Annotated in this window: 17 protein-coding genes and 1 pseudogene; 6 read left to right on the top strand and 12 right to left on the bottom strand. The window is 69.0% G+C overall.

From position 1 onward, the window contains the following. Positions 1-171 precede the first annotated feature (171 nt). Positions 172-378 carry a cold-shock protein gene (locus tag Q673_RS26090; protein WP_023005630.1) on the top strand — a complete coding sequence of 69 codons (207 nt, stop codon included), beginning with the start codon at positions 172-174 and terminating at the stop codon, positions 376-378. Positions 379-500: 122 nt separating this feature from the next. Here Q673_RS26090 and Q673_RS36710 read toward each other — a convergent pair whose 3' ends face one another. From Q673_RS36710 to Q673_RS26075, 3 genes are all read right to left on the bottom strand, one after another. Continuing rightward, positions 501-1,235 (bottom strand): hypothetical protein, encoded by a 735-nt coding sequence (locus Q673_RS36710; protein ID WP_023005629.1) that lies wholly within the window; start codon positions 1,233-1,235, stop codon positions 501-503. A 69-nt stretch (positions 1,236-1,304) separates the two neighbouring features. After that, positions 1,305-2,636 carry a M48 family metalloprotease gene (locus Q673_RS26080; RefSeq protein ID WP_023005628.1) on the bottom strand — a complete coding sequence of 444 codons (1,332 nt, stop codon included), beginning with the start codon at positions 2,634-2,636 and terminating at the stop codon, positions 1,305-1,307. Between the two features lie 10 nt (positions 2,637-2,646). After that, positions 2,647-3,243: a LemA family protein gene (locus tag Q673_RS26075; RefSeq protein ID WP_023005627.1), complete on the bottom strand. Its 597-nt coding sequence runs from the start codon at positions 3,241-3,243 to the stop codon at positions 2,647-2,649. A 216-nt stretch (positions 3,244-3,459) separates the two neighbouring features. Here Q673_RS26075 and Q673_RS26070 point away from each other — a divergent pair, with 216 nt between their 5' ends. Beyond that, a complete protein-coding gene (locus Q673_RS26070) occupies positions 3,460-5,058 on the top strand; it encodes a cation:proton antiporter family protein (protein ID WP_023005626.1) in 1,599 nt (532 codons plus the stop codon). A gap of 76 nt (positions 5,059-5,134) precedes the next feature. Then, on the top strand, positions 5,135-5,422 hold the full coding sequence (locus tag Q673_RS26065) for a hypothetical protein (RefSeq protein WP_023005625.1): 288 nt from the start codon (positions 5,135-5,137) through the stop codon (positions 5,420-5,422). A 67-nt stretch (positions 5,423-5,489) separates the two neighbouring features. On the opposite strand, the gene pepN is transcribed toward Q673_RS26065, so the two are convergent. From pepN to Q673_RS26040, 5 genes are all read right to left on the bottom strand, one after another. Then, positions 5,490-8,120 carry an aminopeptidase N gene (gene pepN, locus Q673_RS26060; protein ID WP_023005624.1) on the bottom strand — a complete coding sequence of 877 codons (2,631 nt, stop codon included), beginning with the start codon at positions 8,118-8,120 and terminating at the stop codon, positions 5,490-5,492. Between the two features lie 251 nt (positions 8,121-8,371). Next, positions 8,372-8,743, bottom strand: coding sequence for a YbaN family protein (locus Q673_RS26055; RefSeq protein WP_023005623.1), 372 nt, complete (start codon positions 8,741-8,743; stop codon positions 8,372-8,374). Positions 8,744-8,845: 102 nt separating this feature from the next. After that, positions 8,846-9,331, bottom strand: coding sequence for a YajQ family cyclic di-GMP-binding protein (locus Q673_RS26050; protein ID WP_023005622.1), 486 nt, complete (start codon positions 9,329-9,331; stop codon positions 8,846-8,848). Between the two features lie 48 nt (positions 9,332-9,379). After that, positions 9,380-9,865, bottom strand: coding sequence for a GNAT family N-acetyltransferase (locus Q673_RS26045; RefSeq protein WP_023005621.1), 486 nt, complete (start codon positions 9,863-9,865; stop codon positions 9,380-9,382). 80 nt (positions 9,866-9,945) lie between these two features. Beyond that, positions 9,946-11,148, bottom strand: a complete 1,203-nt coding sequence (locus Q673_RS26040) for an ISL3 family transposase (protein WP_023005620.1) — start codon at positions 11,146-11,148, stop codon at positions 9,946-9,948. Positions 11,149-11,376: 228 nt separating this feature from the next. On the opposite strand from Q673_RS26040, the pseudogene Q673_RS37155 reads away from it, so the two are divergent. The 3 genes and pseudogenes from Q673_RS37155 to cobO form a co-directional block, all read left to right on the top strand. Continuing rightward, a pseudogene (locus Q673_RS37155) lies at positions 11,377-11,853 on the top strand (RimK-like ATPgrasp N-terminal domain-containing protein); the annotation flags it as partial. After that, positions 11,748-12,461: an ATP-grasp domain-containing protein gene (locus tag Q673_RS35980; RefSeq protein WP_327050012.1), complete on the top strand. Its 714-nt coding sequence runs from the start codon at positions 11,748-11,750 to the stop codon at positions 12,459-12,461. The pseudogene Q673_RS37155 and the gene Q673_RS35980, both read left to right, overlap by 106 nt. Positions 12,462-12,527: 66 nt before the next feature. Continuing rightward, positions 12,528-13,127, top strand: a complete 600-nt coding sequence (gene cobO / locus Q673_RS26030) for a cob(I)yrinic acid a,c-diamide adenosyltransferase (RefSeq protein ID WP_023005617.1) — start codon at positions 12,528-12,530, stop codon at positions 13,125-13,127. Positions 13,128-13,203: 76 nt separating this feature from the next. Here cobO and Q673_RS26025 read toward each other — a convergent pair whose 3' ends face one another. The 4 genes from Q673_RS26025 to hflK form a co-directional block, all read right to left on the bottom strand. Then, entirely contained in the window at positions 13,204-14,499 is a 1,296-nt protein-coding gene (locus Q673_RS26025) for an adenylosuccinate synthase (protein ID WP_023005616.1), read from the bottom strand. Positions 14,500-14,560: 61 nt separating this feature from the next. Continuing rightward, the gene (locus Q673_RS26020; RefSeq protein ID WP_023005615.1) at positions 14,561-15,736 is read right to left on the bottom strand and encodes an ATP phosphoribosyltransferase regulatory subunit; all 1,176 of its coding nucleotides are present in this window, start codon (positions 15,734-15,736) and stop codon (positions 14,561-14,563) included. A 163-nt stretch (positions 15,737-15,899) separates the two neighbouring features. After that, positions 15,900-16,784, bottom strand: coding sequence for a protease modulator HflC (gene hflC / locus Q673_RS26015; RefSeq protein WP_023005614.1), 885 nt, complete (start codon positions 16,782-16,784; stop codon positions 15,900-15,902). Further along, positions 16,785-18,011, bottom strand: a complete 1,227-nt coding sequence (gene hflK, locus Q673_RS26010) for an FtsH protease activity modulator HflK (protein WP_023005613.1) — start codon at positions 18,009-18,011, stop codon at positions 16,785-16,787. Between the last annotated feature and the right edge of the window lie 57 nt (positions 18,012-18,068).

Raw genomic sequence — 18,068 nt, 5'->3', positions numbered from 1 at the left:
CACCGCGGGCACCCAGGCCGGTAAGCCGAGGCGCCGCAGACGATGCGCTGGTCCCGGATGGAACGATGTCAGTTGAACACGCTTCCTTCTTTTCCCGCCAGGCACCGCGGCAACGGCGTGACGTCACGCCCGCGCCGGCAACACTATCTAGCAAGTTAAGGAAATCGACAAATGGCAACTGGCACTGTCAAGTGGTTCAACGACACCAAGGGTTACGGCTTCATCTCCCCGGACGACGGCGGCGATGACCTGTTCGCGCACTTCTCCGAGATTCAGGCTGAAGGCTTCAAGTCCCTGCAGGACGGCCAGAAGGTCACCTTCGAAGTGACTCAGGGCAAGAAGGGCCTTCAGGCCTCCAACATCCGGCCCGCCGACTGAGGCATTGCCGGACGCGGCGACAGCACTGCTGCTGAGCCGCCGCTGAAAGAGACGGGCCCACCCTGGCGGTGGGCCCGTCGCGTTGGGTGCCATGGGTCGTGCTGCCGGAAGCCTACGACCGCTCACTCCTCGGGCGTCGCCTCCTCGCCCGGCACGGACGCCTCCTCCCAGGGTGTAGCCTGATCGTCGCCGAACTCGGGCACCTCCTGCTCCATCGCCTCGAACTGCTGCTCCAGTTCGCGCTGGGCCGCCTCGAAGCGGCGCTCCTGCTCCTCGAGGAAGGCGTCGACCTCGGCATCGCCCATCGCCTCCCCGCTCAGCGGCTCCTCGTCGAGGGAGGTGTCGATGTCGATCCCGACCTCCGCCTCTCCCTCCATGGGCTCCGGCACCACGGCCTCCTGCTCGGCCTGCTCGAACTGCTCGTCGATGCGCTGGCGGGCCTCCTCGAAGCGCTTCTCGGTCTCCTCGATGATGGCATCCACGTCCTCGCGGGTCGCCTCGCCGGTCAGGGTTCCCTCCCCCTCCAGGGTCGCCTCGGGCGAGGCCCCCAGCGTCGTCTCGGCATCGGCCTCGACCGGCTCACCGGCCGGCGCGCCCTCCCCTTCCACGGCGGCCTCTGCCCCTCCGGCGTCCTCGGCCGCCACGTCCGCCTCGGGTGCCTCGACGGGCTCCTCGGGTGCCGGCTCCGTCGGCGCGGCCTCGACACTCTCCTCGACACTCTCCTCGACACTCTCCTCGGCACTCTCCTCGGCGCCTGACGAGGCCTCGGGGGCGGGATCGTCGCCGTTGCCGCAGCCGGCCAGGCCCAGCGCCAGCAGCAGCGCCACTAGGGTCGGTTTCCAGGGTTGGGTGCTCATGGCGACTCCATCTGCGTGTTCAAGGAGACACATTGCAGCAGAGCGCCTCGTGCCTCGCAAGTCGCCCGCTCAGGCCGCGTCGAGCTCGCCCAGCGGCAGCGGGCAGCCCAGGCTCCAGGCCACCGCGCGCAGCAGCTCGGCCTCCTCGGGGGCGACGCGGCCGTCATGCGCCACGCAGCACACCATGGCGGCGACCAGCGGCGCGCGATCGGCGTCGCGCAGCCGTGCCAGCCGCGAGAGCGCCCACTCCAGCTCCGCGGCCGTCGCCGGTTCGGCGACGAAGTCCAGGGGCACGCCCAGCGCCGCGGACACGCCGGCCAGGGCCTCCCGCGCCGCCTCGGGCTCGGGGTGACCCGCCAGCGCCAGGGCGGAGAGCAGCCGCGACAGCGGGCCACCCAGGTCGGCCAGCCGGCGGTCGCGCAGCGCACGCCGCTCGCCGTCGAGCCCGGCACGCACCAGGCGATGCAGGGCCCACTGCAGGGCGCCGGGCGCCGTCTCGGCGGCCATCAGGCCATCCAGACAGCTGCGAAAGCGCGCGCCCTGGGCGGGGCTCAGGGCGCGCAGCGCCGGCAGCGAGAGCTCGATCAGCGGCAGCCGGTCGCCGGGCGAGAGCCGGTCCAGGGGCTCGGCCAGGGCATCGAGCTCGGCCACCACCTCGGGCAGCGCCTGGCGCCCCAGCACCGCCCGCTGGGCCTCGCGGCTGGCCGGCTCGACGCCCATCAGGATGGCGTAGACCAGCGCCCGGGCCGCGAAGGGCTCGTGGGCGGCATCGAGCAGGCGTGGGTCGAGCCCCGCCAGGCCGATCACCAGGATGCCGTGGAGCAGCGCCACCAGGCGCAGGTTGAGGCGCATGTCGCCGTGCAGGATATGGCTGAACTCATGGGCGATGACGCCCTGCAATTGGTCGCGGTCGAGGTGCTCGATGGCCCCGCGGGTCACGCCGATCACCGCATCGTGGCTGTCGTGCCCCGCGGCGAAGGCGTTGATGGCGGCGTCGTCGAGCAGGTAGACGGCGGGCACCGGCAGTCCCGAGGCGATGGCCATCTCCTCCACCACATGCAGCAGCCGCCGCTCGCCCTCGTCGCGGGTGTCCAGCGCCAGCGGCCGCCCGCCCAGCGCCTCGGCCACCGCCGAGCCCCCGGCACGCAGCTGCAGATGGCGCACCAGGCCGCCGAGCACCACCACCGCCACCACGCCGCCCGCCACCATGGCGAAGAGGCGCGGCTCCAGCGCCGCCGTCAGCGGGTCGCCGGCCCCCATCCGCTCCGGGTTCAGCACCACCACCGTCACCGCCACCAGCACGCAGGTCAGCACCACCAGGGCCACCACGGCGAGCAGCAGCAGCAGGACCAGCCGGCCGGAGAGGCGCCGGGCGCGATCCTGGGCGGTGAAGAAGTCCATGGCGCGAGCCTCAGAAGCTGACGCGCGGCGCGGCCTGGATCTCGGCGCTGTCCTCGAACTCGAGCAGCGCGGCGTCGTCGCGGTGGCCGAAGGAGGCCGCCAGGATCACCGGCGGGAAGCTCTGCTTGTAGGTGTTGTACTGCATGACGGCGTCGTTGAAGGCCTGGCGCGCGAAGGCGACGCGGTTCTCGGTACTGGTCAGGGTCTCGGAGAGCTGCTGCATGTTCTCCGAGGCCTTGAGGTCCGGATAGGCCTCCATCACCACGTTGAGGCGCCCCAGGGCGGCGCCCAGCGCCCCCTCGGCACCGGCCAGCTCGGCCATGGCGGCGGCATTGCCGGGGGCGGCGGCGGCGTGCTTGAGGCCCACCTCGGCGGCGTTGCGCGCCTCGGTGACCGCGCTGAGGGTCTCGCGCTCGTGGGCCATGTAGGCGCGGGCGGTCTCCACCAGGTTGGGGATCAGGTCGTGGCGCCGCTTGAGCTGCACCTCGATCTGGGCGAAGGCGTTCTGGAAGCGGTTCTTCAGCGCCACCAGGCGGTTGTAGATGCTGACCGCATAGATCAGCAGGGCGACCAGCAGCACGATGGGCAGGATCAGCGAGAGGTCCATGGCATCCTCGACCGGGAGTGAAGGGACAGGCGCCGACTGCGGCACCCTCGCTTAACCTTAGCCGCTCGCCGGCAGACTGACGACACCGGCAAGGCGAGGCCCGTCCCGTCTCGGCGGCGTCACACCGCCAGGGCAGGCTGGCGTCGAATCATGCCATTCCACCGCCGGCTCCCGTAAACTGTGGGGCATGTCCGATCCATCGAACAGGGAGCGTGAATGATCGAACCGGCCTTTCTCCTTGCCGCCTTCGTCGGCGGCCTCGGCGCCATCGCCATCCGACTGCCGCCACTGGTCGGCTTCCTGGTCGCCGGTTTCCTCCTCAACGCCCTGGGCTTCGACAGGACGCCCCTGCTCGACCTGATCTCCGACATCGGGGTCACCCTGCTGCTGTTCACCATCGGCCTGAAACTCGACGTGCGCACCCTGCTGCGCGGAGATGTCTGGGGCGGCGCCACCCTGCACATGCTGGGCTCGTCGCTGCTGTTCTTCGGCCTGCTGGCGCTGCTCAAGGGCTGGGGACTGAGCCTGCTGGCCGACAGCCAGTGGCAGACACTGCTGCTGCTGGGCTTCGCCCTCTCCTTCTCCAGCACGGTGTTCGTGATCAAGGTGCTGGAGAAGCGCAGCGAGACCCAGACCGCCTATGGCCGGCTCGCCATCGGCGTGCTGATCATGCAGGACATCTTCGCGGTGCTGTTCATCACTGCCTCCACCGGCAAGCTGCCCAGCGTCTGGGCGCTGGGCCTGGTACTGCTGATCCCCCTCGCTCCGCTGCTGCGCCAACTGCTCGACCGCCTTGGCCATGGCGAGATGCAGATCCTCTTCGGGATGCTGCTCGCCCTGGTGCTAGGCTACTCCCTGTTCGAGGCGCTCGGGGTCAAGGGGGATCTCGGCGCCCTGATCATCGGCCTGCTGCTGGCGCCCCATCCCGCCGCCCAGACCCTGGCGCGGTCCATGTTCAACATCAAGGAGCTTCTGCTGGTGGGGTTCTTCCTGGGTATCGGCCTCACCGCCATGCCCGAGCTCAGCCACCTGAGCATGGCGCTGCTGCTGCTGGCACTGCTGCCCCTCAAGAGCCTGCTCTACCAATTGGTGTTCATGCGCTTCCCGATGCGCAACCGCACCTCGATCCTGGCGACCCTGAGCCTCTCCAACTACTCGGAGTTCGGGCTGATCGTGGGGGCCATCGCCGTCTCGGGGGGACTCCTCGGCGAGGACTGGCTGATCGTGATCTCGCTGGCCGTGGCGCTGAGCTTCGGCCTCTCGGCGATGATCAATGCCGTCAGCGAGGGCATCTATCGCTGGCTGGAGCCACGCCTGCCCAAGCGGCTCCGCGGGGAGCTTTCCCCCAGCGACCGCCCCATCGAGGTGGGGGATGCCGAGGCCGTGGTGCTGGGGATGGGGCGCATCGGACGTAGCGTCTATCGCCGTCTGCAGAAGCAGTATGGCCTGCGCGTGCTGGGCATCGACAGCAACCCCGCCAGCATCAAGATGCTTTCCAGCCGCGGTTTCAATGCCGTGGAGGGCGATGCGCTGGATTCCGACTTCTGGGACAAGCTGCTGATGTCACCCGGCGTGCACATGGTGGTACTGGCCATGCCTCACCATGCCGGTAACCTCTTCGCCCTCAAGCAACTGCGCTCGCGCCAGTTCCCGGGCAAGATCACCGCCGTGGTCGAGTTCCCGGAAGAGATCGAGCCGATCCGGGAGCTGGGTGCCAGCGCGGTGTTCCACGTCTACGACGAGGCGGGCCGGGCCCTGGCGGACAGTGCCGCCGAGGAGTCAGGCATCGAGCCGGTCTCCAGCCACCTCGGCTGAGGCCCCGGCCGATGATGACAAGCGTGGCAGGGGTGGTTACCGTTAGCGGCTACGCGACACGTCAGGGACTACGCACATGGAAGAGTTCTTCACCTGGGTCGGCAGGACGCTCGGCGAGGTCATCCGCTTCGTCGTCGACCTGCTGACCGGCTTCTTCGCCAACATCGGCGACTCCGCCCGCGGCTTTCTTCAGTGGCTGGCCGGCTCGCTGGGCATCTCCACCTCCATCGTCAGCCTGCTGATCCTGGTGGTCGGCCTGTGGATGCTGTGGAAGGCGTTCCGCGCCCTCACCCGCCGCGCCATCGTCGCCACCCTGGTATGGCTGCTGCTGGGCTTCGTGGTGTTGAGCTGGCTGATCTATTGACCGCCATCCCGACGTGAAAGCGCCGCCCCTCGGGGCGGCGCTTTTTTGCTGTCAGGGAAACGGGTAATCAGGCCAGGGCCTTTTCGACTACCTCGTAGACGTTCGGCGAGAGCTCCTCGGCGCGGATGCGCTCGAGCTCGGCCTTCATGAGTTCCTGGCGCGGCTCGTCGAAGCGCGCCCAGCGGGTCAGTGGGGTGACCAGCCGCGCGGCGATCTCGGGATTGAGGCGGTTGAGTTCGATCACGGTGTCGGCCAGCAGGCGGTAGCCCGCGCCGTCCAGGCGGTGGAAGTTGACCCGGTTCTGGGCGGCGAAGGTGCCGATCAGGGCGCGCACCTTGTTGGGGTTCTTCAGCGAGAAGGCGGGGTGCTCCATCAGGAACTTGACCCGCTCCAGCACGTCGGCCTGCGGGCGGGTCACCTGGATGGCGAACCACTGGTCCATCACCAGCGGGTCGTGGGCCCACTTCTCGCCGAAGGCCTTGAGTGCCGGCTCGCTGAGCTCATCGCGGCGGCTGTGGGTCAGCAGGGTCAGGGCGTGGCGCACATCGGTCATGTTGTGGTCGGCTTCGAACTGCTCCCGGGCCAGGGCCACGCCATCCTCGTCCTCGATGGCCATGAGATACGCCAGCGCCACGTTCTTGAGGCTGCGCCGGGCGATCTGCTCCGGGGTCGGCGCATAGGCCTCGTCGCGCTGGTTCTCGCGATAGACCCGCAGGAAGTCGTCGCGCAGCGCCATGGCCAGCCCCTGGCGCATGAACTCCCGGGCGGCGTGGATGGCGTCGACATCCACCAGCGGCTGCTGCTCGGCGATATAGGCCTCGCTGGGCAGGGTGAGCATCTCGGCGAGCACCGCGCGATCCTCGGGCTCCCCCTCCAGCAGGCCACGGAAGGCCTCGATCACCCGCGGGTCCATCACCTTTTCCACCCCGTTGCGGTGGGCGGCGATCAGGTCGTCCAGGGCCAGCATGGCCAGGCGCTGGCCGGCGTCCCAGCGGTTGAAGCCGTCACCGTCGTTGGCCAGCAGGAAGGCGAGGTCCTCGCGGCCATAGGGGAAGCGCAGCTTCACCGGCGCCGAGAAGCCGCGCAGCAGCGAGGGCACCGGGGCCTCGCTGACATCGGTGAACAGGAACTCCTGCTCCGCCTCGCGCAGGTGGATCACGGCGTCGCTGCCCAGCGCCTCGCCCTCCAGGGTCAGCGGCAGGTCGCGGCCGCTCTTGGTGCCGACGAGGCCCAGGCGCACCGGGATGTGCAGCGGCTGCTTGTCGGGCTGGTCGGGGGTCACCGGGGTGCGCTGGCGCAGGATCAGGCGGTACTCGGCCTTGGCATAGTCATACTCGCCGAAGGCGTCGATCTCCGGGGTGCCGGCCTGGGAGTACCAGCGCAGGAACTGGGAAAGATCCAGGCCCGAGGCCTCGGCCATGCAGTCGACGAAGTCCTCGATGGTCACCGCCTGGCCGTCGAAGCGTTCGAAGTAGCGGTCGCTACCGCGGCGGAAGGCCTCCTCGCCCACCAGGTTGGCCAGCATGCGCACCACCTCGGCACCCTTCTCGTAGATGGTCAGGGTGTAGAAGTTGCCGATCTCGATGTAGTGGTCGGGACGCACCGGGTGGGCGGTGGGGCCGGCATCCTCGGCGAACTGCGCAGTGCGGAAGAAGGAGACGTCCTCGATGCGCTTGACCGCCGGGGAGTTGGTGTCGGCGGAGAAGCACTGGTCACGATAGACGGTGAAGCCCTCCTTGAGGGAGAGCTGGAACCAGTCGCGGCAGGTGACGCGGTTGCCGGACCAGTTGTGGAAGTACTCGTGGGCGACGATGCTCTCGACCCGCTGGAAGGCGGCGTCGGTGGCGGTGTGGGGATGGGTCAGCACCGCCGCCGAGTTGAAGATGTTGAGCCCCTTGTTCTCCATGGCGCCCATGTTGAAGTCGTTGACCGCCACGATCATGAATAGGTCGAGGTCGTACTCGCGGCCGTAGGCCTCCTCGTCCCAGCGCATGGCGCGCTTCAGCGAGGCCATGGCGTGGTCGGTCTTGTCGAGGTTCTCCTCCTCGACCCAGATCTGCAGGGTCACCTCACGCCCGCTCATGGTGGTGAAGGCGTCCTCGACCTTCTTCAGGTCGCCGGCCACCAGCGCGAACAGGTAGCAGGGCTTGGGGTGCGGGTCCTCCCAGGTGACGAAGTGACGACCGTTCGGCAGCTCGCCGCGCTCCACCGGGTTGCCGTTGGAGAGCAGCACCGGCTCGCCGGCACCGCCGATCACCGTGGTGGCGAAGGTGGCCATGACGTCGGGGCGATCCGGGTAGAAGGTGATGCGCCGGAAGCCCTCCGCCTCGCACTGGGTGCAGTACATGCCGTTGGAGAGGTAGAGCCCCTCCAGGGCGGTGTTGGCCTCGGGCGCGATGGTCACCTCGGTGTCCAGGTGGAAGCGCTCGGGCACCCGGTGCACCGTCAGGCGCGCCTCGTCCTGGCTGTACTCGTCCGCCTCCAGGGGCTCGCCGTCGAGGGCGATCGCCTCCAGGGTCAGGCCCTCGCCATCGAGCACCAGCGGCTCGCCGGCCGTGCGCTCGGGGTGACGCTCGAGGTGCAGGCGCGCCTTGACCCGGGTGGCGGCGGGGTCGAGGTCGAAGGTGAGCTCGGTGTGGGTGACGCGGTAGGCAGGGGGACGGTAGTCGCTCAGGTAGGTCGCCTGGGGGTCGGACATGCGAGATGCTCCTGTCGAGAATTGCCCCCATTGTACGGCGCCGCGCCCCCCGACCTCAAAGCGCCAGGGCTATCGCAGTTGTAAGCACCGCTCCAGGCTTTCCCGGGGAAAGGCCTTCGAGGGGGCGCTGTGAACCCCTCCCTGGGCGCTACCGATGCCATCCCTGGCATAGGACCCCCTCTTCGGCCTGTCCCCAGCGCCTTTCGCTGTCGTCTGATAACTCACTTCGACAGATCTACTCAAAGCACCCGTCACACTGCCGGCTCCGGCCGGGTGACGATCCAGGCCCCGAGCAGGGCGAGGCCGGCGATCAGGGCGAGCTTAAGCCACAGCAGGCTCACGGTGAGCGCCAGCACCAGCATCGACAGCGCCAGCATGGCGGCGGCGAGCCGCTTGGCATGGCGCGGGATGGCACGCTCGCCCTCCCAGGCCAGCACCGCGGGGCCGAAGCGCGGGTGGGCGCGGATCCAGCCGGCCAGGCGCGGCGAGCTCCTGGTGGCGGCCCACACCGCCAGCAGCATGAAGCAGGTGGTGGGCATCAGCGGCACGAACACACCCACCACCCCCAGCGCGAAGCCGACGCCGGCGATGGCGAGGTAGACGAGGCGTTTGAGCTCGGACATCCGGCGCTCCCTTACCGACGATCTCTTCATTGAAGCGCAGGCGGGCCCGGCATGCCAATCGGGGCTGGCTATGGGGCCCTTAGCCGCGGGCCCGAGGCGGGATCAGTCGCGGAAGTTGTCGAACTGCAGCGGCAGGTCGGGGCCCTGCTCGCCGCGCAGCAGCGCCATCACCGCCTGGAGGTCGTCGCGCTTCTTGCCGGTGACGCGCACCTTCTCGCCCTGGATCTGGGCCTGCACCTTGAGCTTGGAGTCCTTGATGCGCTTGACGATGTCCTTGGCCTCCTTCTGCTCCAGGCCCTGCTTGAGGTGGGCCTGCTGGCGGGCGCGCACCCCGGAGAGCACCGGCTCCTGGACGTCGAGGCAGCGGGCATCGATGCCGCGGCCGATCAGCTTTCCGCGCAGCACGTCGAGCATCTGCTTGAGCTGGAAGTCCACCTCGGCCTCGAGGCTGACGGTGTCGCCCTCCAGGGTGAAGCCGGCGTCGACGCCCTTGAAGTCGAAGCGCGACTGGATCTCGCGGTTGGCCTGGTCGACGGCGTTGCTGGCCTCGTGCTTGTCGAACTCGGAGACGATATCGAAGGAGGGCATGACGGCTCCTGGGTGTGTCGATAGGGGGTTAGGGATGGCGCGATTCTATCAGGGCGCGGCCGCCGCCGCCTCCAGCGCCTTGACCATCTGCCAGGCGGCGCAGCCATCCTCGTAGTACTCCGGCAGCCATCGCTCGAGCCGGAAGCCCATGCGCCGGTAGAGGGCTAGGGCCACGCGGTTGTCGACCCGCACCTCCAGGCCCAGTCGGGCGCTGCCGCGGGCCACGGCGGCCGCCTCCAGCGCCTCGAGCAGCCGGCGCCCCAGGCCAGCGCCGCGGGCGTCGGGGTGGATGCCGAAGGAGTAGAGCCGCGCCCGGTCGCTGCCGTGGCGGAACAGCAGGGTGCCGTAGCCCAGCAGCCGAGCCGGGCTGAGGGCCTCGGCGTCGCGCTCCAGCACCCAGGTCTCGGCGTGGGCGCGGTTGAGCAGGTGCCAGAGCTGGCGGCGGCTGAAGCGGTCGCCGCTGAAGGCGCTCTCCTCCAGCCGGTAGAGGGCATCGAGATCATGGCCGGTGGCCCGGCGCAGCTGAACGGTCATCGGGTACTCCGCATGGAACACGCCGATTCTGGTGGCACCCAGGATCGCTGTCACCCGGGCGACAGCATGAAATCTTTGGTTCATCGCACTTTGCCGGGAAACGCGGCACGGATCTTCAGGAAGAAGTACTCCGTGTCGCGGTACCCGTAAGCCATCCGCTTCATGACCTTGATCCGGTTGTTCATGCCCTCCAGCACGCTGGTATTTAGCCGGTGCCGGGCACTGGACAGGATCCCTTCAAGGTACGGGGCCAGTCGCTTGGCGAAGCGCCCCAGAGCCTCGATGCCACTGCTGGTGGCCATCTCGTACCATTCCTGCCAGGCGCTTCGGGCAGTAGCCTCGTCGTCGGCAAACCACAGGGTCTTCAACTGGTCCTTGAGCACATAGGCCGTGGTCAATGACGCGTTGGCTGCCAGCAACTCCTCCAGCTTGACCGCCTGCTCGGGCTTGAGGTTGTCGGCGTTGCGCAGCAGTAGCCAGCGGCTTCCCTTGATGACCTTGCGAGCGGCCTTGTCGTCGCGCAGTTGGTTGGCCTGATCAACGCGAACCCGGTCCATCACCTCGCGTCCGTACTTGGCCACCACATGGAAGCGGTCGTAGACCACCTCGGCATTGGGGCACTGGTCCTTCACCTCTGCATCAAAGGCTGAGTTCATGTCCATGGCGACCGCCTCGATCTGTTCACGCGCCTCGCCCAGCCATTCGAAGAACGGCCGGATTGCTTCGCGGGAGCGGCCTTCGCCCACCCATACCACCTGCTGGGTGTCGGCGCAGGCGACCACCGTGGCGTAGCGGTGCCCCTTGTGCAGGGCGAACTCATCCATCATCAGCCGCCGTAACCGACTCGGGTCAGGTGCCGGTAGGTCGCGCTGCAGACGCTGCTTGTCAATGGTCTTGACGGTATGCCAGTGCAAGCCGACCAGGTCGGCGACATGCCGAATCGGCAGCAACGTGACCAGGCGCTCCACCCACTGGCGCAACGTGGTGGTGACCGGTGAGCGCCCCGGCAGCCAGTCGATACGCTCCCGTGTCGGGCCACAAACCGGGCAGCGCAGGCGGCGTACCGGGACGTCGAGCTCCACCCGGTAGATCAACAGTGGCGCCTCATGAACGCGCCGGCGATGCACGTCATGAACCAGGAAACAGGCATGGTCGCAGCCGCTGCAAACCGGCGGGATCCGGTCATCGGGCTCCAACTGGAGCCGCAGCGTCTGAGGATCCAGGAACTCGTGGTGGGTGACGGTGAAACCTTTCCAGAACAGGCAGAGCGGGGTAGCATCCATGGCAACGGCGGTGTCCGTAGGCTGACGTTTTGGCGAATATCAGCTTACTCGGATTTACCGCCGTTTCTCTATCCCGCCTCTGCCAAAGATGGCTTCACTTTCACGCCAGTCTGCGAAGAACCAAATCTTTTCACCCACGAAGGCGCTTGTCGCCACCGTGCGGCGATAGCATGCTGGCCGCTGTCCGGCCGCGCGCCGCCCTCCCCCATCGACCGGTAGCCCACGCCCATGTGCCCCTTGCGTATCGTCGTCGACCGCCTCGCCGACTGGCAGCCCTACTACCCCAGCGAGGACCTGATCACCGCCGAGGCGTACCTCTCGCTGGACCCACGCCACCGCGCCGCCGCCGAGGGTGAGCGCACCACCCACGTGATCAACCTGTGCGGCGAGCTCGACTACCTGGGCACCGGCTACTACGTCTCGCTGCTGGCCCAGGCCCGCGGCCAGCGGGTGCTGCCCACGGTGGAGACCCTCAACGAGCTGTCGCGCAAGGCACTGATCGACCTGCAGCTGGACACCCTGGCCCCGCTGCTCGGTGACCTGGCCCGCCACGAGCGCCTGGCCGGCGATACCCTCACCCTGAGGGTGATGTTCGGCGAGTGTCGCGAGCCGGGCCTCGAGCGCCTGGCGCGCAAGCTCTTCGAGCGGCTGCCCTGCCCGCTGCTGGAGGCCAGGCTGGTCCGTCGCCACGACCAGTGGCGGCTGGCGCGCCTACGGCCGCTGACCCTGCGCGACCTGGTGGGCGAGGAACAGGACGCCTTCGCCGCCCCCTGGTCGAGCGCGTCGGGCACCTGGGCTTCCCGCTGGTGCTCAAGGTGCCCGACGGCGCCTTCTCCCGGGGCGTGGTCAAGGTGGAGAGTCTGCAGGCCCTGGAGCGTGAGGCGGCGCGGCTGTTCCGCGACTCCGCCCTGCTGCTGGTGCAGGAGTGGCTGCCCACCGAGTACGACTGGCGCATCGGGGTGCTGGATGGCCAGGTGCTGTTCGCCAGCCGCTACTACATGGCCCGCGGCCACTGGCAGATCTACGACCACTCCGGTGGCCGGGTGAAGAGCGGCGGCTTCACCACCCACGCCCCCGAGGAGGTGCCACCGGCGGTGATCAAGGCGGCGCTCAAGGCGTGCCGGCTGATCGGCGACGGCCTCTACGGGGTCGACCTCAAGCAGGCCGGCGAGCGGGTGGTGGTGATCGAGGTCAACGACAACCCCAACATCGACGTCGGCATCGAGGACAGCGTGCTGGGCCGCGGCCTCTATGAACGCATCATGGGAGTGTTCCTGTCGCGCCTGGAGGCGCAGGTACGTCAGGGGAGCTGACGCGCGGCATCGGCTGGCGTATGCTGCGCCCTCCTAGACAAGCCTTGTACAGAAAACGGAGCCAGGATGAACGATCGCGATACCCGCCACCGCCAGGCGATGCAGAAACTCAAGTCCCGGGTCGACGAGAAGGTGGCCGCCGCCACCGAGCAGCGCGGCCTGCTGCTGGTCTTCACCGGCAACGGCAAGGGCAAGACCACCGCCGCCTGGGGCACCGTCACCCGCGCCCTGGGTTATGGCTACCGGGTCGGGGTGGTGCAGTTCATCAAAGGGCAGTGGGAGTGCGGCGAGCGCGAGCGGCTGGTGGAGGACCCCAACCTCGAGGTCGCCATCATGGGCACCGGCTTCACCTGGGAGACCCAGAACCGCGAGGCGGACACCGCCGCCTGCCAAGAGGTGTGGGCCGACGCCGAGCGCATGCTGGCCGACCCCGGGGTCTACCTGGTGGTGCTCGACGAGATCACCTACATGCTCAAGTTCGGCTACCTGGACATCGCCACGGTCCGGCGCGCCATCGAGAATCGTCCCGCCGAGCAGACCGTGATCGTCACCGGGCGCAACGCCCATCGCGACCTGCTGGCCATGGCCGACACCGTCACCGAGATGCAGGAGGTGCGCCACGCCTTCAATGCCGGCCTCCAGGCGCGACGCGGTATCGACTACTGATCCCCCGGAGCGCAACCCATAAGCGCAACAGGCCCCGCGATGCGGGGCCTGCTGGATCTCGGCGGGTCAGCCGCGCTCAGCCCCCGAAGGGGTTGCGCAGCACGATGGTCTCGTTGCGGTCGGGTCCGGTGGAGATGATGTCGATGGAGGTCCCCACCCTCTCCTCCAGGAAGCTGATGTAGGCGCGCGCGTTGGCCGGCAGGTCCTCGACCCGACGCACCCCCAGGGTGGATTCGCTCCAGCCCGGCAGGTCCTCGTAGACCGGCTCGATGGCCTCGTAGCCCTCGGAGTCCACCGGGGTGTCGAGCACCTCGCCATCCTTGCTGCGGTAGCCGACGCAGACGCGAATGTTCTCCAGGCCGTCGAGCACGTCGAGCTTGGTCAGGCAGAGGCCGGAGACCGAGTTGATCTGCACCGCGTGACGCAGGGCCACGGCGTCGAACCAGCCACAGCGGCGTGGCCGCCCGGTGGTGGCACCGAACTCGTGGCCCTTCTCGGCCAGGTGGCGGCCATGGTCATCGAACAGCTCGGTGGGGAAGGGACCGGAGCCGACCCGGGTGGTGTAGGCCTTGGTGATGCCCAATACGTAGTCGAGGTAGAGCGGTCCCACGCCGGAACCGGTGGCGGTGCCGCCGGCGGTGGTGTTGGAGCTGGTGACATAGGGGTAGGTGCCGTGGTCGATGTCCAGCAGCGAGCCCTGGGCGCCCTCGAAGAGGATGTTCTCGCCGTTGCGGCGCACGCCATGCACCAGGCTCACGGTGTCGGCCACCATGGGACGCAGCTCCTCGGCCATCTGCATGGCGCCGTCGAGGACCTCCTGGAAGTCCACCGGCGCCTCGCCGTGGTAGTTGACCAGCACGAAGTTGTGGTAGTCCAGCACCTCGCCGAGCTTGGAGGCGAAGCGCTCGCGATGCAGCATGTCGCCCAGGCGCAGGCCGCGACGCGCCACCTTGTCCTCGTAGGCGGGGCCGATGCCGCGCCCGGTGGTGCCGATCTTGGCCACGCCGCGGGCCTTCTCGCGGGCCTGGTCGAGGCGCACATGGTAGGGCAGGATCAGCGGACACGCCGGCGACAGGCGCAGGCGCTCGCGTACCGGCACGCCCTTGGCCTCCAGCTCGCGGATCTCCTTGATCAGCGCCTCGGGGGACAGCACCACGCCGTTGCCGATGACGCACATCTTGTCCTGGCGGAGGATGCCGGAGGGGATCAGGTGGAGGACGGTCTTCTCGCCGTCGATCACCAGGGTGTGGCCGGCGTTGTGACCGCCCTGGAAGCGCACCACCGCGTCGGCGGATTCGGTGAGCAGGTCGACGACCTTGCCCTTGCCCTCGTCACCCCACTGGGTGCCCAGTACGACTACGTTCTTGCCCATTGCTCTCTCGTCTCTCGTTGCCGCGCGGCGGCGGGCCGTCGCGCCAAGGTGGTAACCCAGTCTACAGTGTCACGGCCTGCCAGCGGCCAGCGGCCTGCACCAGCTCACGGTCGCAGCGGTGCTCCACGGGGCCGGTGCGCTGCCCGGGCAGCGCCTGCACCACGCGCTCGCCCTCGGCGCGCAGCGCCATCACGGCCTCCGCCAGCCCCTCGCCCTCCGCCGGCGCCCAGATGCCGTCGCGGGGCGGCTCGGCCGGCGACAGCGTGGCCAGCTGCTTGAGGTCCATGGAGAAGCCGGTGGCCGGGCGGGCGCGGCCGAAGGCGCGCCCGGTGTCATCATAGCGCCCGCCCTTGGCCAGCGCCTGGCCATAGCCGGGTACATGGACGGCGAACATCATGCCGGTGTGGTAGGCGTAGCCGCGCAGCTCCCCCAGGTCGAGGTAGAGGGCCACCTCGGGGTGGGCGGCCAGCACGCCACGCAGCAGGGCGCGCAGCTGCTCCAGCGCCGCGGCCACCGGGGCGGGCGCCTCGGCGAGAGCCTCGCGGGCCTCGTCGAGCACCTCCACGCCGCCGTGCAGGCGCCCCAGCGCCATGAACATCTCGGCCAGCGCCGGATCCGCCACGCTCTCGGCGACCCGCGCCGCGAGCTCGCCCGGCGACTTCAGCTCGAGGGCCTCGAACATCGCCCGCTCGGCGTCGGCGTCGAGCCCGGCGGCCTCCACCAGGCTGCGGTAGATGCCGATGTGACCCAGCGCCAGGTGCAGTTCCTCGGCGCCGGCGGCGGTCAGCGAGGCCAGCGCCAGGTTGAGGATCTCGAGGTCGGCCTCGAGGCCGGCGTGGCCGAACAGCTCGACCCCCACCTGCACCGGGCTGCGTCCGCCCTGATGCTGGTCCGGGGTGGCGCGCAGCACATTGGTGCAGTAGCACAGCCGCACCGGGCCCTGGCGCTTGAGGGAGTGGGCGTCCATGCGGGCCACCTGGGGGGTGACGTCGGCGCTAATGCCCATCATGCGGCCGGTGAGCTGGTCGGTGAGCTTGACGGTCTGCAGCGCCAGGTCCGAGCCGGTGCCGGTAAGCAGGGAGTCGAGGAACTCCGCGGTGGGGGGCATCACCTGGTCGTAGCCCCAGCGGTGATAGAGGTCGAGCAGCGCGCGGCGCAGCTCCTCCATGCGGCTCGCCTGGGGCGGCAGCACCTCGTCCATGCCGTCGGGCAGCAGCCAGCGGTCAGCGATGGTCATGTGAATCTTCCTGCAAGGCAGTGAAATGGCCGGGAAACGGGCGCTCCGGCCGAGAGTTCGGGGGCGCGTCGCGGCGGGGGACGGCCACAAAAAAACCGGGCCACGCCCGGTTGCAGGAGTCTACCACGTTTGCGCCGGGGATGAACCCCGGCGCGTCTGGCCATCACTCCTCGCCGGAGGGGATGGCGCTCTTCAGGTAGCGGAAGAAGTCGCTGGAGGGGTCGAGCACCAGCATGTCGCGGTCGCCATCGAAGCTCTCCCGGTACGCCTGCAGGCTGCGCCAGAAGGCGAAGAACTCGGGATCCTGGGAGTAGGCCTGGTCATAGAGCGCGGCCGCCTCGGCGTCGCCCTCACCGCGCAGGGTCTCGGCGCGCTCGTTGGCCTGGGCCAGCAGCACCTGGCGGCGACGGTCGGCGTTGGCACGGATGCGCTCGGCCTCCTCCTGGCCCTGGGCACGCCACTCGCGGGCCTCGCGCTCACGCTCGGAGCGCATGCGCTCGTAGACCGCCGAGGAGACGTCGTCGGGCAGGTCGATGCGCTTGACCCGCACGTCGAGGATCGCCACCCCGAGCTCGTCGCGCAGCAGCGCGTCGAGGTCCTCGGTGGGCCCGGTCATCAGGTCGTCGCGACGCTCGGCGATGATCTGCTGCAGGTTGAGGCGACCGAACTCGTTACGCAGGCTCTCGTCGACCCGCGGCTGGATCAGGCGCACCGCCATCATCTCGTCGCCGGAGGTGGCCTCGTAGTACTTGGTCGGGTTGACCACCTGCCACTTAACGTAGGAGTCGACGATCACCGCCTTCTGCTCCAGGGTCAGGTAGCGGCTGGGATCGGTGTCCAGGGTCAGCACCCGGGTGTCGAACTTGCGCACCGTCTGGGTGATCGGCACCTTCACGTGCAGGCCGGGCTGGATGTTCTCCTCGATGATCTCGCCGAAGCGCAGCTTGACGGCGCGCTCGGTCTCGTCGACCACGTAGAGGCTGTTGCTGGCCAGCCAGGCCACGGCGGCGAGGCCGCCGACGATGAGCAGGGAACGATTGTTGATCATTTAGCGGCCCTCCCTGCGGATACCACCGGTGTTGCTGCTGTTGCTCGAGGAGGTGCTACCCGCCTCGCTGCTGCGCAGGCGCTCGAGCACCCGCGGGTCGAGCTCGCCCTGTTCGCCCTGCTGCCGGGGGGAGCCGCTGCCGCCGCCCATCTGGTCGAGGGGCAGGTACATCAGCGGCGCATCCTCGGCCACGTCGACCAGCACCTTCGGCGTCTTGCCGAACACCTCGGCGATGGCGTCGAGGTAGAGGCGCTGGCGCATCACCTCCGGAGAGTCCTGGTACTCGCCAAGCAGCGAGTTGAAGCGGTTGGTCTGACCGCGCGCCTCGGCGACCACCGACTCACGGTAGCCCTGGCCCTGCTCGACGATGCGCTGCGCCTGGCCCTGGGCCTCGGGGATGATGGCGTTGGCGTAGGCCATGCCCTGGTTGATGGTGCGCTGGCGATCCTCGCGGGCACGGATGACGTCGTCGAAGGCGTCGATCACCGGCGCCGGCGCCGAGGTGGACTCGATGTTGATGGTCTGCAGCCGGATGCCGGTGCCGTAGCTATCCAGGTAGGACTGCAGGCGGCTGGCCACGGAGCTGCCGAGGATCTCGCGGCCCGAGGTCAGGATATCGATCATGTCGGTGCCGCCGACCACGTGGCGCAGGGCGCTGTCCAGGGCGTTCTCGATGGAGAGCTGCGGGTTGCGCACGTTGAGCACGAAGTCGCGCGGCTGGGCGACCTGGTACTGGGCCGAGATCTCGACCTCGACGATGTTCTCGTCGCGGGTCAGCATCGACTGGGTCTGGGTCAGCGAGCGCACCCGGGTGACGTTGACCATGCGCACGTCATCGACGAGCGGCGGGTTCCACTGCAGGCCCGGGCTCACCACCTCCTGGAACTTGCCGAAGCGCAGCACCACGCCGCGCTCGGACTGGTCGACCAGGTAGAAGCCCGAGGCGGCCCAGATGGCCAGCGCCACCACGATCAGCAGGCCCGGCAGGGTGAAGGCGTTGCGCGGCTTGCCACCGCCCTTGTTGCCGCCACCGCCGCCGCCCTTCTTGCCGCCGCGACCACCCAGCATGCCGTTGAGCTTGTCCTGAAACTTCTTCAGGGCCTCGTCCAGGTCCGGCGGCTGGTTGCCTCCGCCACCGCCACCGCTGCCACCGCCTCCGCGGCGGCCACCGCCCCCGCTCCAGGGGTCGTGCTGGTTGCCACCACCACCAGGCTCATTCCAGGCCATAGGTTTTCTCCACTCTGCGTTGCTGCCCCGGCCACGCCTGGCGGCCCGGGCCTCGGT

Origin of the sequence: Halomonas sp. PBN3 (genome assembly GCF_000475415.1) — a bacterium.
GTDB lineage: Bacteria > Pseudomonadota > Gammaproteobacteria > Pseudomonadales > Halomonadaceae > Halomonas > Halomonas shengliensis.
Note: the sequence above shows the minus strand (reverse complement) of the source record. Positions and strands in the feature narration are given on the sequence as shown.